Annotated in this window: 10 protein-coding genes; 6 read left to right on the forward strand and 4 right to left on the reverse strand. The window is 49.9% G+C overall.

Annotated features, from left to right (window positions below; all coding sequences use genetic code 11):
• The first annotated feature begins 251 nt into the window (after window positions 1-251).
• From CHH67_RS15675 to CHH67_RS15685, 3 genes are all read left to right on the forward strand, one after another.
• On the forward strand, window positions 252-5,213 hold the full coding sequence (locus tag CHH67_RS15675; protein WP_244908216.1) for an invasin domain 3-containing protein: 4,962 nt from the start codon (window positions 252-254) through the stop codon (window positions 5,211-5,213).
• A 141-nt stretch (window positions 5,214-5,354) separates the two neighbouring features.
• Window positions 5,355-7,385, forward strand: a complete 2,031-nt coding sequence (locus CHH67_RS15680; RefSeq protein ID WP_144029269.1) for a hypothetical protein — start codon at window positions 5,355-5,357, stop codon at window positions 7,383-7,385.
• A 98-nt stretch (window positions 7,386-7,483) separates the two neighbouring features.
• Window positions 7,484-7,984 carry a cupin domain-containing protein gene (locus tag CHH67_RS15685; RefSeq protein ID WP_095266142.1) on the forward strand — a complete coding sequence of 167 codons (501 nt, stop codon included), beginning with the start codon at window positions 7,484-7,486 and terminating at the stop codon, window positions 7,982-7,984.
• A 113-nt stretch (window positions 7,985-8,097) separates the two neighbouring features.
• Here CHH67_RS15685 and CHH67_RS15690 read toward each other — a convergent pair whose 3' ends face one another.
• The 4 genes from CHH67_RS15690 to CHH67_RS15705 all read right to left on the reverse strand — a co-directional run bounded on the left by CHH67_RS15690 (window position 8,098) and on the right by CHH67_RS15705 (window position 12,299).
• Entirely contained in the window at window positions 8,098-9,027 is a 930-nt protein-coding gene (locus tag CHH67_RS15690; RefSeq protein WP_095266143.1) for a copper amine oxidase N-terminal domain-containing protein, read from the reverse strand.
• Between the two features lie 251 nt (window positions 9,028-9,278).
• On the reverse strand, window positions 9,279-10,541 hold the full coding sequence (locus CHH67_RS15695) for an ABC transporter substrate-binding protein (protein WP_244908213.1): 1,263 nt from the start codon (window positions 10,539-10,541) through the stop codon (window positions 9,279-9,281).
• A 37-nt stretch (window positions 10,542-10,578) separates the two neighbouring features.
• Window positions 10,579-11,418, reverse strand: coding sequence for a carbohydrate ABC transporter permease (locus CHH67_RS15700; RefSeq protein ID WP_095266145.1), 840 nt, complete (start codon window positions 11,416-11,418; stop codon window positions 10,579-10,581).
• Window positions 11,418-12,299 carry a carbohydrate ABC transporter permease gene (locus CHH67_RS15705; RefSeq protein WP_095266146.1) on the reverse strand — a complete coding sequence of 294 codons (882 nt, stop codon included), beginning with the start codon at window positions 12,297-12,299 and terminating at the stop codon, window positions 11,418-11,420. The genes CHH67_RS15700 and CHH67_RS15705 overlap by 1 nt, the downstream gene beginning before the upstream one ends.
• A gap of 240 nt (window positions 12,300-12,539) precedes the next feature.
• On the opposite strand from CHH67_RS15705, the gene CHH67_RS15710 reads away from it, so the two are divergent.
• From CHH67_RS15710 to CHH67_RS15720, 3 genes are all read left to right on the forward strand, one after another.
• Window positions 12,540-12,899 (forward strand): GIY-YIG nuclease family protein, encoded by a 360-nt coding sequence (locus CHH67_RS15710; protein ID WP_095266147.1) that lies wholly within the window; start codon window positions 12,540-12,542, stop codon window positions 12,897-12,899.
• 468 nt (window positions 12,900-13,367) lie between these two features.
• Window positions 13,368-13,793 carry a hypothetical protein gene (locus CHH67_RS15715; protein ID WP_218832024.1) on the forward strand — a complete coding sequence of 142 codons (426 nt, stop codon included), beginning with the start codon at window positions 13,368-13,370 and terminating at the stop codon, window positions 13,791-13,793.
• A 241-nt stretch (window positions 13,794-14,034) separates the two neighbouring features.
• A complete protein-coding gene (locus CHH67_RS15720; protein WP_144029270.1) occupies window positions 14,035-15,327 on the forward strand; it encodes a COG1361 family protein in 1,293 nt (430 codons plus the stop codon).
• The last annotated feature ends 20 nt before the right edge of the window (window positions 15,328-15,347 follow it).

A 15,347-nucleotide genomic window follows, 5' to 3' on the forward strand; every position in this document is an offset into this window, starting at 1 on the left:
CACGGCACAGGGATGCCAAACTTCCCGGAGCTGTGGCTTTGTCGTGTCATCGTTACATTACATCCGAAAGTTAACTTTAGTTAATTGTTGGCATGCTGCTTCTTTGATAGTATGTCGAATAGGATCGGAAGGTGTAAGTGTTGAAACGCCTTTCAATCTCATTATAAGCCATAGCAATTATGATGAAGGGGAGGTTTTATTTGCGGTTTCTACGTAAATCACTCGCTGTCTTGCTTGCATTCTTGCTGGTAATGACGCATATCCCGATTCCGGGCGCGTTCGCAGCTTCCGGCTTTCCCACAGCAGTAAGAGACGTTGGGGCAGGAAACGGCCACTCTATGTTTATCGATGGGGACGGGAACGTATGGGCATTAGGAAATAATGAATTTGGGCAATTGGGGAATGGAACAACCCGGAATTCGTCTCGTCCTGTGCAAGTCGCGAAATCAGATGGAGCTCCATTAACCGGCGCCAGACAGGTTGCCGGCGGTTTCAATTTCTCGGTTGCACTGCTTGATGACGGGACGGTATGGTCCTGGGGTCAAGGAAGCTATGGCAGACTCGGAAACGGCGCGACGGATAATAAAAGCGCAGCCGAACAAGTCACTCAGGCAGACGGTACGCCATTGCATCAGGTGCAAAGCATTGCGACAGGCAAGGCGCATACACTTGCCCTCAAAGAAGACGGGACCGTATGGGGCTGGGGAGAGAATGCCGGAGGTGTGTTAACCGATAACTCGCTTAACGGAACCGTTCAGCGCGCGGTGCAGCTCAAAGCTTCCAGCGGTTCTTATCTCACCAATGTAAAAGCCGTAGCCGCTGGTGAATATCACTCGATGGCTTTGAGGAATGACGGGACCGTATGGGCATGGGGAAACAACTTCTTTAATGGACTCGGTAATGGGTCAAGTACCGATTCGATCTATCCCGTGCAGGTGATCGATGTCACGAATCAACCCCTGACTGGCATCATCCAGATTGCTCATCACCGCCTTGGAGGCCTTGCTTTGAAAGCAGACGGGAGCGTATGGAGCTGGGGCTATAATGAAAATTACAACTTAGGTGTTGGCACTGGCATGAGTACGAGCAGCAAGGCGGTGCAAGTGCTGCAAACCGGTTCGGTGCCGCTTACGGATGTCGCGCAGCTGGGCGGCGGTGATCGACTGAGCATGGTGATTAAGAAGGACGGTTCCGTCTGGTGGTGGGGGTTGCAGAACAACGGTTATTCTGTCGCCACGCGCTTCCTTGAAGATGGTGAACGGATTACAGGCGGAGACCTTCACAGCCTTATTGTCAAAAAGGACGGAACGCTCTGGGGCCATGGCTGGACCGTCAGCGGAGAACTGGGAATATCCTCAAGTTCTCTAAACAAGTATTACACTAACCCTGTACAGGTCTACCCGGCTACCTCACGAATGTACTCGAGCTCAAGCCTGCTTGATGCAGACGGCACCAGTAAAGCAAGAATCACAGTAACTCTCTATGATGGCAGCAACTTGTCCATCGGCAGGAGCGAGGGAACGGTTGAACTTCATACTTCCCTCGGCGAGATCGGGCCCGTAACCGATCATGGAGACGGAAGGTATAGCGCCGATCTAACATCATCGAACACAGCGGGCACTGCGGTCATTACAGGAACCTTAAACGGATATCCCATACCGGTTGCTTTAAATGTCATTATGGTACCGCTGCCGCCTTCCATCGACCATTCCACGGTGACGGCTAGTCCCTCTTCCATAACCGCAGATGGACGAAGCACAGCCACGATTACGGTACAACTGAAGGATGCCAGCGGCACCGTGGTTAACGATAGACGACACGCAGTCCAGCTCGCAACGACAGCAGGAGCGCTTGGGAACGTACAATACGACGGAAATGGTACGTACATGGCGACATTAACTTCACCAACGACAGTAGGCCTGGCTGAGATTACAGCTTCCGTAAACGGTGCTGCGATCCGTCAAACGGCGACGGTTCAATACGTGGCTGGGTCTGCTTCGGCAGACATGTCAAGGATCGAGACTGGCGCCGGCAATATTGTTGTTGGTATGGGAAGCACGATGGTTACCGTCCATTTGAAAGATGCCTATGGCAATCCGCTGGAGACGGGCGGCGATACGGTCCAGCTTTATGCTTCCAGCGGAACCTTAGGGGCTGTTAGGGATCACGGCAATGGAACCTATACCAGCATGCTTAATGCAAGCACGACGGCCGGGACGTCAACGGTTCGTGCTGAAGTGAATGGGATGCCTCTGAATGATTCCGCTCAGGTTGTATTCGTACCTGGCAGGGCCTCGAGCCAAACTTCAGAACTGACCGCAGAGCTGGGAGAAATCACAGCGGACGGCAGCGACTCAACAATCATCCACTTGCAGATGAAGGATGCGTTTCATAATCTTCTGGACTCCGGAGGGAGCTATGTCGTGCTGAACACAACGGCTGGGGTGCTCAGCCCGGTGCAGGATCATCAGGATGGTACATATACAGCTGTTCTGACTGCGGGTACCAAGGTTGGTATCGCAGAAATAACCGGCAGTATGAATGGATTACCCCTCCTGAGCACTGTACAGGTTCAGCTGCTCCCGGGGCCTCCTGCAGCAAGTACGTCTACATTGTCGGTCGATCGTAGTATGGTATCTACGGATGACGGAATTGCAGAAGTGACGATACAGCTAAAGGATGCGTTCGGTAATGAATTGACAACCGATAGCGGAAGGATCCAGTTGGCCTCCACCCTCGGGACTCTTACCGAGCCTGTCTATACAGGTCATGGACGATATACGTCGCAGATTCGCTCGCGCCAAGCGGGCAAGGCTACCATTACTGCAACGATTAACGATACCAAGCTGGCTGCCGAAGCAGAGGTTGAATTCATTCCGGGTAAAGCTTCGCTCGCAGCTTCCACTATCGTTAGCGATCGGGAACGATTAACTGCAAATGGCACGGAGACGGCACAGATTACACTGCAGCTAAAGGACGACTCAGGCAATCCAATTGTCGACGAACAAGCATTGCCTGCAGTTGAGCTTAACAGCTCTTTAGGCAGCCTATCTGCCCCGGTCTATGAAGGAGAGGGCCGATTTACCGCCCGATTAACGTCAACCCAGACAGGTCTGGCAACAGTTACTGCCCGGATTGACGGTTCTCCTGTCTCTGCCAAAGCGTATGTAGAATGGTTGCCGGGTCAGCCGGACGTGAATGCATCGAGGCTGCTGGTTGACCAGACAGCGCTGCCTGCTAACGGGTCTTCCCATGCGCTCCTTACACTTCATGTGAGCGATGCATTCGGAAATCCTGCAAGCGGGACCGTTCAATTTATATCCTCGCTAGGAACGGTGACCGGAGTAACCTATGCGAGCCCGGGCCTTTATACGGCCGAGCTGCGCTCTACTGAAACAGGAATCGCGGATATTCAAGCCTGGATTGACGGCGAGGCCATACCAGGAAGCGTTCAAGTGGCCTTCAGCGACGGTATATGGTTGATGCCATCGGCCTATCGTGTGCAGATTGGAGAATCCGTGCGAACCGTTGTGGAGGTAACCTACGGCGATGCAGCATGGGACCGAACCGCCGAGTCTGATTTCCACTATGATCATGGTATGATCCAAGTTGCCCGAAGAGATGACGGTTACTGGTATATCACAGGCCTTCAAACCGGGACGACGGTGATTCAGGCGGTTTATCAGGCCGAGTCCGGCCCGATTGCAGCTTATGCCCCCGTCACGGTGTTTGCAGTGCCAACCAACCTGGTGCTAGATCCTTTGCGGTACACGGTAAAAGAAGGGGAGCATGCACAGATTGCGGTATTTGCCGAGTATTCCGACGGAACGAAGAGGGACGTAAGCCTGGAAGCCGACTATGTCCTGAAGGATAATAGCCTTGCTGCCATTGACGTGTCAGGACGTTTGCTTGGGCTTAAACCTGGAAGCACGGAGATCATCATAAGCTTTGAAGGCCTGCAGACTGTGGCTGAAGTGGAGATATTGCCTTCGCCATCTCCTATACCACCGCCGGCACCTAGAAATGATTCTCCTGCGTCTCTCCCGGCGGCTCCAATACCGGCTCCGGAACCTGCCCTGATGTTTGAACTGCAGCTGGATGGAAATGAACGCCAGCTTATTCGACTGAACGCGACGGACCTCAAGTCGGGGGAAATTGTCATTGACACGACGGAAGGGGAGCGGGAGTGGACGCTGCACATGAAGCGAACCACCCTGGATCAACTCCGGAAGATCGACGATGCCATGGTTGTGACATGGAACACACCGCTCGGAACGATGGTGCTGCCGATTGCAGAAATAGGGGATACATTGTCAGGCTCTTCGGACGAGATTATCTTATCCATTCGGGCAGCGAGCGACAAGGATCAATCCAAGGTGGAGAGCATGGCTTTCAGGCTGGGTGCGACCTTACAAGGGAGAGCTTTCTCTCTGTCGATGGCAACCGTGGGCAAAGGGGGGAACACCGAGCAGCTTGTCCCAGTCCAGGCACTCGTACAGTTTCGACCAAGCGGGATCAGTGGCTCCAATCACCAGGTGACAGTCGCTACGGTGAACGAGGCAACCGATGAGTTCATTTATGCATTTACACATCTCTTCGAGCCTGGTTCAGAGGAGCTTACTCTAAGGACCGTTCCATTATATGCATTGCTGGAGATGACCCCGTCTTTTGCGGATATGCGCGGACATTGGGCCGAAGGCGCGGCAGAACAGCTGGCGAGCAGGCTTATTGTACAGGGTACCGGTCAAGGCAAGTATGAACCAGCCCGTCCAGTCACTCGGGCGGAGCTAGCCAGCATGTTGGTGAGAATGTTTGGCTGGACGGAGAAGGGAACCTCTGAGCCATTCAGCGACGTAGCTAGTCAATGGTATTCCAAGCAGGTGCACTCCGCTTATGAGGCCGGCTGGATTCAAGGCTACGCGGACGGGACATTTCGTCCAGATGCTCATGTCACACGTCAGGAGCTGTTCGTGATGTTGGCTCGCGCACTCCAGTCTGCGGGTTATGAAGCGAACGAGAAGGAGATGCATAACCCTTATGCGGATCAGTCATCGACCGCGGCCTGGGCCGAGCGTGCAATCGACCAGCTTAGAAATGCGGGCCTCCTGGCCGGAACACCGGATAACAAGCTGGAGCCTGCGCGTTATGCGACGCGGGCGGAGCTAGCTGTCTTGCTGGCGCGAGTCACGGGTGTCATGGAGACAGATCAATAGTTTATACATCAGCAGGCATGCATGCCTGCTGATTTTTTTACGCCAAGAGAACAGGAATGTTAACTAAAGATAGATTCGCGCAAATCCAGATTTTATTAAAATGAAAGGGTTACTATAAATGAATGGTTAAAGAAAGGTGAAATGATGTCCAATACATATGCCAACCACCGGATCCCCGAGGCGAGTCTGCAGTTCACAGGCGTTAACGGAACCTATTTTAACGAAAGTGCGTTCTTTTTTTACCACAAGCGTTCTTCAAGCAATAACCGAGATCAAATCCTCTATACCCGGGTCCGGCTGAAGCCGCAGAAGGATAAGGAAGTGCTGGAATGTCTGGAGGCGAACGGGATTGCTTACGACAAGCTCGGCTATAACGTCAACGGACACCGTGAGATATCGAATCTTGCGAGCGTCGTGCATCTGGGGATTCTGTATGTCTTCTGGACGGAGGACGGACATATCCATTATGTTACATCAACAGACGGCAAGGCTTGGTCACCTTCGGTACAGCTTCCGTATTCCTTTATTCGGCGCACCCAGTTCGCAGCCCTTTCGGTTCATGGCCGTTTGATTCTACTCGGTGCCCATCATGCGAATTCGGAGAATCGAATCGGCATCGTATATCAGGACGATAACGGCGTGTGGCGGATCGATGCGAACACCGCCTGGAAAAACGTAAAGCACGTATGTGCATGCGCATACGCTCATCCCGGCGGTTACTTTGATATCATGGTCGGCGTGGTGACCACGCATGCCAATCTGTGGACCGCGATCTTTCGCTCTGATATCGGTGTAAATCCCGGTACAGGCAGCGGTTTAAGACAAATTGCAGACAAACATCACGAGGAGCAGGACGGACGCGTTGACTTTCTCGCGATCGAGGCGGGGACGGTAGAGGACGGTGTGCAGGATCCTTCGGTACAGCTGTTCATCAATGGATGGCATCGTCCACACAGCTGGGCCGGGTACAAAAATAACCAGATGAAAACATATAACATCCTTACCGGCGAATGGAGCAAGGTTTTCACAAGAACGCATGGACACACCAAGTATCCAACATGGGTCTATATGGGGGCGTTTCAATACTTTGTTCCGATCGGAACAAACGGAGAGATGCGGCAAGAAATCTGGCTGTATATGAACTATAATGACGAAAACTTCGTGAAACAAGGGGGAAGCAATCTCGTTCTGTGCCGCTACAAGTCGGATGTTATGAGATTCGTGAATCGAGAAGAAGAGAAGGTAAAGGATGATTTTCGAGCCCTTGTCGGAGTTATTGAAGGAGCACCTCCATATGTGACCAATGGAAGTACAAGGAGTGAATACGGTTCTACCTTCTATTATGGGCGTTCATCCACGGAGCAGATTGCCATCTCCACCCGTTTTCAGATGGGCTCGTACATGCAAGCAGGCCCCAGTCTCCCAGTTGGAGCGGAGGCTTCAGTGAAGTTTTCTGCTCAGCAAGCTGACCACAGCTCGGAGATCTCTGAAATTACGCGGCACATTGACAAGACGATCGTTCCCATTCCGGGAGAGAATTCCGTCACTTACGTATATCTGACACCGCATATTGTTCGAACGACATACGAGCTGTATGACTGGAAGATGCAAAAGCCTTTCGGGGTTCGCACTTATGTTTTTCATACATCCAAAGCAGATATCGACTTTGATGTGCTTCCGATCCTCCATACCTATGTGAACCAGCCGAACACCCATGACTATACCACGTTCTTGCAGCGATTCCCGTCCGTACCTCATTATGCGGATGTGAAGCAAAGTCTTGCTCTGGATGTCAGCTGGGTTCCCGGCGAAACCTCGGCCTTCTTCGAGAAGAAGACATCATCCGTGAACATTACCAGCAGTACCGTGTCCGGAGAAATTACGGCCGGCTACTCGGGTATATTAAGCATGGGGGGGAACACCAGCTTTGAGTATGAATTGTCCCATAGCTCGGAAGTTGCTGAGAAAATAGGGGTGAAGCTCGATTATCCTTATCCTCGTGCCGGTCATCCGGGTGATGTCCGAAAACTGATTCTCCGCATGCTGATGCTGGTGCCACATGCAGAACAGATCGATTCCTGTTACTGGATTCCGAAGGATAAGCAGAATCAGCGCCCTTGGTGCGTGGCTTGGTCCATTCAAGAGGTGAAGCTCCAAGAATCTTCCGATTGAGGCCAGGAGTGGCCTTTTTCATTCGGTAGGTTTAATCTAGCTTGGGTTCGGGTACTGGTACTACAAGTACATCATTCCTATGAGAGGAGAGGGTACATGTGGATATACAAATCAGATCATTCTTCGTACAGGATGATGGAGAGGTTCCGAACAACCCGGACTTGCCGGTGGTGGTCTATCCAGGAGTATTCGCTGAACGTCCTGACGGTCTGGAGCCGGCCTTCAGCCGCCATCAATGGACTGGAAGCTGGACGGGTGGCATCTACGACTACCACCATTACCATAGCAATACCCACGAGGTTCTTGGTGTTCAGTCCGGCAATGCGACCGTTCTGGTCGGCGGTGACGCCGGAGAGCGGCTTGATCTTCAAGTCGGTGACGTAATCGTGCTGCCTGCAGGCACAGCGCATATGCTGATTGAGGCAAGCCCTGATTTTGCCGTTGTTGGCGCTTATCCGAATGGCACGACACCAAACATGAGAGAACGGAATCCGACCGATCGGACGCAGTCGATCACGGAGATTCGCAGCGTGCCGGTTCCAAGCATGGACCCGGTGTTCGGAGAGGATGGGCCGTTGCTGCATAAATGGGTGAAATGAAGCAGGTGGGAGTAGGAGATGCAGATGGGCCGGATAACGGAATGTGAGATAAAGCGGTGAGATTTTCTTGAAGAAAGGGGCAGTCCCTATTGCGGACTGCCCCTGTTAATTTTTTAATATGCTGAATAATACATAGGATACAATTCGCCTTCAAAATCAATGAAATAACTTTCAGCCTCTCCTGAATCCGCGGAAAACGCTGAATAGAAGCTTGGTTTCAGAATTTGGTAATTCCCATTACTTAAAGGTGTGATGTTATCAATACCAAAGGTTGATGTATAGAAAGGAGATTCAAACTCTAGGTATAAAAGAAGATTGACATCGTATGATGACCCGTATCTAGCTTGAAGATCTTTTGCGATAGGTTTGGTCAGTTTATAAATATAGGAGTCGTCCAATGCATTGTCCATTAGGATCATATAATCATCAAAATCAAAGTAAATACCTACGAGTATGGTTTCGTTTTGAACAACCGAAGTATAATATACATCATATAAATCGCGACCCGATCCTAAGGCTCCGTAATTTTGGTCCAGATAATTTCTAACCTGTACGGATGTAGGGGCAGATTTGGTTGTTTGTGCTGCAGGCTGCGAAATGGATCTACCATTCCCACTAAAGACTTCAATAACATTACCATTGTTTCTAATACTTAATGAAGCACCTGTGGATTCGCTGATAAATCTAAGTGGAACGAATACTTTCCCCGCTACAACGGTAGGTGCAACCTGAAGATTAACAGGAGAGCCGTTGACATAAGCCGTCTTGCTTCCAACATTAAGAATAATTCTCGTACTGCCTTTGGTTGCAACAACTTGCTTTTTTTCTTGATTCCAGGTGGAGGTGATGCCCAGCTTCTTAAATACAGGCGTGAATTGGACTAGTGTAGTTCCGTCAACAATAATAGGGTTTAGATCGAAAATAACCCTCTGTCCATCCACGACCACTTGCTTACTCACGGGTGCTGCGTTTACACTTGGCAAAACACTGGGGGAAATGAGTGTTAGCAGCAGCGTCGTGATAATTGCTACCTTTTTTTTCATTTTTTTACTCTCCTTTTGAGTAGAATCTAGTCAGTAAGGTCTATCTACTATATATGTATACAAGACTCTTTACCTAGTATTATTTTACTATTTGGTGTAAAGGTTTTACAGGAAAATTTGCCCATACGGCGAAAATCCTCTAATTTCAACCAACTTGGTTTTGATCATCTTCGGAAAAGGTTCCGGGACGATTCGTCCTGGGAAAATGCTAAAACGCCTCCCAAGCCGTAGCTCGGAAGACGTTCAAGGTGTTACTGGAAACTCAGGTTATCCCAGTTGCGTTGAAACTGTTCCAGCATTTCTTCACGTGTCAGACTGCCACCGATATAGCCCTGGATGCTGCTGTACATTTCCTGTGGCATGCCGTTCGGCAGCCGGGTCCAGTTCCAGCTCAGTGTTTTGCCTGCATCGGCATATTTCAGCACTTCGACCCCGAGCTGGCCGAGGTCATCTTCAGTGCCTTCAATGCTGTCCAGCGCAGGTATAAACTTAAACTCGCTCGTAATATATCGTTTTCCCATTTCCGAGGTGACCATCCAGTTCAGGAATGTTTTTGCCTCTTCCTTCACCTTGGAGTTTTTGTTAACCACCCAATTGCCGGGAACTCCGGCATAGATCATGCCTCGGTTCGTATCGGAATCGTGAATCGGCATCGGCAGAATGCCCAGATTTAGCTCCGGATTGATACCATCAATCTGCACCTGCGTCCAGTTGCCCTGCTGCATCATGGCCGCTTGTCCGGTAGCGAAGGTGGACACCTGACTGCTGTAGTCCATGGAGAGCGGGTTCGGGTTGCCATATTCAAGCGTTAGATCCAGAAGATCGATCCATTGCTGGAATATTTCGTTGCCCATGAAGGCGGCTGTTCCTTCCGTTAACTCGGCAATAAACTGTTCCGGATCCGGCTGCTGGGCAAAAGCCACGTTGGCAAAATGATTCCCGAGCACAAACCATGCCTGATAGCCATTGGCAAATGGCGTAATGCCTGCGGCCTGCAGCTTCTCACAAGCCTCCCGCAGCTCGCTGAGCGTCTGCGGCTCCTCGGTTATGCCAGCCTGCTCGAACAGATCCTTGTTATAGATAAAGCCGTAGCCTTCCAGGTTCATCGGCATGCCGTACAGCTTCCCATCCACCGTCATCTGATCCAGCGCGACTTCCTTCACATCAGCGACCCAAGGCTGATCCGACAGATCTTCCAGATACTCCAGCCACATATCCCGCTCATGATCCCCGCCAAGCGTGAACAGGTCGGGTTGATCACCGGAGGAGAATTTTGCTTTCAGGGAAGCACCATAGTCGCTTCCCCCTCCAACCGTCTGGATATTCAAGCGAATGTTCGGGTGCTCCCGCTCGAACTCAGCTTTTAGCTCATCCAGCTGCTGTGAAATTTCGGCTTTGAACTGAAAGACGTCCACCGTAACGACACCGGCCGTTCCGCTGCTCTGGCTGCAGCCTCCCGCAACGACGATGAGCAGGGGGAGCAGCACCAGCAGCGCTCTTTTCCATCTATTCATGAATGTCATCCTCCCTTACGAAAGTAGCTGTCGTTGATTAACCTTTGACCGAGCCCTGCGCAATCCCTTCGATAATGTATTTCTGCATGGCCAGGAAGAAGATTACGATCGGCGTTATTCCCATCACAAGGGCGGGCAGCGCCAAATCCCACTGCTTCGTATATTCACCGAAGAACATATACGTTGCGATTGGAATGGTTCTGAGCTGCGGATCATGAAGAATGAGGGACGGCATCAGATAATCGTTCCAGATCCAGAGTGTGTTCAGAATAATGACAGTCACAATAATCGGCTGCATCAGGGGCAGCACTACCCGGAAAAAGATGCCGTTCGGGCTGCTTCCATCGACCGTAGCGGCTTCCTCAATATCGACCGGCACGGATTTGACGAATCCATGTAACAGAAACACGGTGAGCGGCGCGCCAAACCCGAGGTAAGCGACAATGAGGCCAATCCGGGTATTCATCAGTCCGATGCCGCTGATGACTTGCACGAGCGGGATCATGATCGCCTGAAACGGAATGACCATCGCCGCGACGAAGGCAACGAACAGCACGCGGTTGAACAGATTGTCGTTGCGAACCATTTTATAGGCACACATGGCACAGAGCAGAGCAAGAAGAACGTTGCTGACCACGGTAATGACAAGCGAGTTCATAAAAACATAAGAGAAGTTCGTGGCATGCCAGGCCTGCGTATAGTTGTCCCCGTTGAAGGCGCCAGGGAACGATGCGGAATTGGACAGTATCTCGCCATAGCCCTTGAATGAATTGCCGACCAGGAAATAGAAGGGCACAAGGAACAGAATAGCGAGCAGGATGACGACGATTTGCGTCACAATCCGTGAACCATTGCGTTTACGTGCGATAAAATCCATTACATTTCAACCTCCTTTTTCTTCGTTGCTCGAACTTGCAGAAGAGAAATAATAGCAACGATAATAAAGAAGATCATCGCTTTGGCGGAACCGAGCCCGAACCGGCTGATCGTAAACGCTTCCTCATAAATGTTAAGCGATACGGTCTGCGTGGACTTGAACGGGCCGCCTTCCGTCAGGGACAGGTTCAGGTCAAACAGCTTGAAGGACCAGGAGATGGTGAGAAAAAGACATACGGTAACCGCGGGCATAATCAGCGGTACAATAACCTTTCGCAGCAATTGGGATCGGCCCGCACCGTCCACCTTGGCCGCTTCAATGAGCGAGGAGGGGACGTTGTTGATCGCGGAAATGTAAATCACCATCAAATAGCCGGCATTCTGCCACACGAAGACGATGACGATCGCCCAGAAGGCTGTCGTGCCCGTTCCGAGCCAGGGAAGGGTGAAGAAGGACCACCCGGTCAGCTCCCCGATAGAAGAGAAACCCTGGACAAAAATAAACTGCCAGATAAAACCGAGCAGCAGTCCCCCGATGACGTGAGGAATAAAGAATACCGCCCGAAGGGTGTTGCGGGCAAACAACCTGCGAGTCAGAATATAGGCAAGTGCAAAACCAAGCAGATTGGTCAATATAAGCGCAACAACCGTGAACTTGGCCGTAAACCAGAAAGCATTCAGGAACGAATAGTCGCGGGTGAAGATATGTACGTAGTTTTGGATTCCGTTCCAACCCACATGACTGGATATTCCATTCCAGCTGGTGAATGAATAATAGATTCCCAGGAAGAAGGGAACCAGCACCATACATAGAAAAAATAGGGCAGTAGGTCCGACGTAGAGATACTGCTGCAGTAAATGAGATCTTTTGTTTCGGTTCATCGTTTCCTCTCCCTTCATGAAATAAGCTAACAACCTTAAATAAACCGGGTATAAATTGTTTGAATCTCCATTTACCATAATATGGTTGCTCTTCGGATAGAGGTATCCAAACCGTGGAGCAGGAAAATGTTCGCCTATTCATAAACAACGGGTTGACGAACGGTAAAATCCAGGATAAAGTGAATCTTATATTTAGTAATTTAGTAAATTAGTAAATTCATAAGGGTGAGGAGAGTATTCATGGATAAAGATAAGCGGAAGCAGCTTCTTGAGGAATACAAGCAGATTAAGATTTATATGGGAGTCATCCAAATCAAGAACAAAATCAACGGCAAAATCTACATCGACAGCTATCCCAATTTGAAGAACAAATGGTTCACCTTGCGAATGCAGCTGGATATGGGCAGATTTGCGAATGCACAGCTTCAGGAGGACTGGAATGAACTCGGGGGCGATGCTTTTGAATATGAGGTGCTGGAGCAGAAAGAAATCGACGAAGTGACCGATATACGTTGGGAAAGAAAGCAAATGCTAAAGCCGTGGCTAGAGCAGTTGCAGCCTTATGGGGATCGCGGTTACAATAAGCCCCCGGTGAAATGAAGCAGACCAATGACTGAGCAGCCAATTCAAGCCTGTAAAGAAGGACTGGGATGATATCGACCTCATATGGATTGGTATGCTGGAAATGGCATTGGAATATAGCAAGACAGGTTCGGGGAAACATACCCTGTTTATCAACAACTGGCATCTCAGAAAAATCAGGTCTAAACCGGAACACCTGTTTTACGTACATCCATATGGCGAACTTCTATAATAAGGCATGACACAAGCATATTCTGCATATAGGGATATAACGGAGAATGTGGTTGATGAAGCGAACCCAGTAAGCGATAATATGGATATAACACTGCTTCATGAGGTATGGCTGTCTGGATATTGTGCAACAGAAGTGGCTGGCGAGAGGTGAGACCGCACATCCAAGAGGCCAGCACAGTTCATGAAAAAATAAAGGAGATGTGGGGGAGCTCGTAAATAGCGGGCTAGGCCTCACGATGTCTAACCATGACGATGAAATTGCTGTTAGCCGTGCTGTTAAGCGTCCCGTTTACCATCATTAATTTTAACGCTTACTTAAAAGGCAATGCTCCCTCTGCCGTTCACGTCCTAAGTACCGGGCTGTTTCTGCTTGTATGGTTGGCATGGGCGTTCTATTCCGGTCAACAGGACAGAAAGCCTTCTCTATTTATCAGATTCAGCTCTGTATACGGCCTTATCTCGATCATTGGTGTGTTCCTCATGTATTTCGTCGAAGCCTGGATCATTGCAGTGCCTGTAGGGATTATTATTCTAGGCCCAGTCTATGGACTGAGACATTTCATGCCGACGCTGCCGTATGAAGCATTCGGTTACGCTTGTGTCCTTATCGTGTATGCGGCCAGCCTGATCGGTGCCTTTATTGGCGAGCTTTCTAGTAAAAGGTCGGCAAAAGCGTAAAGGGAAGGATTTTCACGAAGTTACGGAGCACTAAGGTACTCAGAAGCTTGTTGAAAAACAGCCGTTCTATGAAAATTAAACTCTTGGAATGAATGGAAATATGTTGTATCATAAGCTTAATTACATACGGAATAGAGGAAGCACCTCTGGCATGGGCCTATCGCCTGTGTCGGGGGTGCTTTTTTTGTTGTCCATGGATGGATTGCTTATGAATACTGAACTTAGTCGAGAGGTGAATGGAATGAAATCCAAATCTTTGTTACTTACATGTGGGTTAACGGTGCTGTTTATGCTGTGGCTTCTTTCACTGATAAGCTCGCCATCTTATGCAAGCCAGGCTGCAATTCCGGCGCAGGCTCCGAAGGCATCATTCTGGTTTGCACCCAGCGCCAAGGAAGCCCGGAACGGACTTGGTTATTACCGTGAAGACGTTATGCCCGGGGAAACCAAGGATTACAAATTCTATGTTAAAAATCTGGAGAATACTGAGCTCAGCTTGAAAATATACGCCACTGATCCGATCCCGCTTCAAAACGGCGGCAAGGATTTCAAGTCGTATAATGCGGGGGTGACCCATGCTGGAGCCTGGTTGCATCCTCAGGGCCCCAAGGACATTACCCTTGGCCCGAATGAGATGCGAGAGTATACATACAGAGCATCCATTCCCGATGACCTGGAGCCCGGACAGCATATTGCCGTTGTCGCGGTGTCGGAATATAACGAGTTTCAGGGACCAGCCGTTGAGACCAACATGGTAAACACAACAGTCGCACCGGATATTGAGAACCAAAGCGGACTATGGATTGTCATGGACTACGAACTCGAGAAGGCCCGGCACGGATTGGCGATTCATTCCTTCAAGCATGATTATATTGCAACGGGGGAATCGCGGTTCACAGTGTCTCTGGAGAATACGGGCACGATTTTGGAGCAGCCCACCGGTTATCTGGAGATACGCGACACTTCAAAAAATATCATATACCGCAATGATTACGAAGCCGGCTCGATCTATTACGGAACCACAGCCAGCATGGTCAGCATCGCCAGGGGCAAGCTCCTGATGCCTGGGGAGTATGAAGCCTACTTTGAGGCGAATTATGCGGGTCAAAAAGCGTGGAGGATGTTTAAGTTTACCGTTACTCCAGAGGCAAAGAATGAAGCACAGGCATTAATGGAGTATGCGGGGAAAATCGAAGTCGACGGCGGGATTCCAGATTGGTTGAGATCTGTTCTTATTGCTGGCGTCATCCTGATATCCATTCTTGTACTCCTGTTGTTATGGTTACTGGTCAAACGGAAGAAGGGGGACCTTGAAGAACGGATCAGCAGATATATGAACAAAGGCTATTCCTTTGAAAGGACCAGGAGAAAAGTACAGCTTGATCGTACAACATTCACCCTCTATGTGGTGAAGCTTGGATACATAGCGGAAGGGGAAGAACCGAAATGGAATCAGACGCTTAATACAAGTCAGGCAATGGAGCTATCCCACAACCTGAAAGGGGATGATGACAATGTAATGAAAGGAGCTTAACGAATGAAAAAACATTGGGG

It is taken from the genome of Paenibacillus campinasensis, from assembly GCF_002272015.1.
Taxonomy (GTDB): Bacteria; Bacillota; Bacilli; order Paenibacillales; family Paenibacillaceae; genus Paenibacillus_AQ; species Paenibacillus_AQ campinasensis.

Coding starts and splice junctions, on each gene's coding strand:
- CHH67_RS15710 (WP_095266147.1), top strand. CDS start 12,540: ATGGATAAAGATAAGCGGAAGCAGCTTCTTGAGGAATACAAGCAGATT.
- CHH67_RS15675 (WP_244908216.1), top strand. CDS start 252: ATGACGCATATCCCGATTCCGGGCGCGTTCGCAGCTTCCGGCTTTCCC.
- CHH67_RS15680 (WP_144029269.1), top strand. CDS start 5,355: ATGATGTCCAATACATATGCCAACCACCGGATCCCCGAGGCGAGTCTG.
- CHH67_RS15695 (WP_244908213.1), bottom strand. CDS start 10,541: ATGAATAGATGGAAAAGAGCGCTGCTGGTGCTGCTCCCCCTGCTCATC.
- CHH67_RS15715 (WP_218832024.1), top strand. CDS start 13,368: ATGAAATTGCTGTTAGCCGTGCTGTTAAGCGTCCCGTTTACCATCATT.
- CHH67_RS15705 (WP_095266146.1), bottom strand. CDS start 12,299: ATGAACCGAAACAAAAGATCTCATTTACTGCAGCAGTATCTCTACGTC.
- CHH67_RS15690 (WP_095266143.1), bottom strand. CDS start 9,027: ATGAAAAAAAAGGTAGCAATTATCACGACGCTGCTGCTAACACTCATT.
- CHH67_RS15700 (WP_095266145.1), bottom strand. CDS start 11,418: ATGGATTTTATCGCACGTAAACGCAATGGTTCACGGATTGTGACGCAA.
- CHH67_RS15720 (WP_144029270.1), top strand. CDS start 14,035: ATGAAATCCAAATCTTTGTTACTTACATGTGGGTTAACGGTGCTGTTT.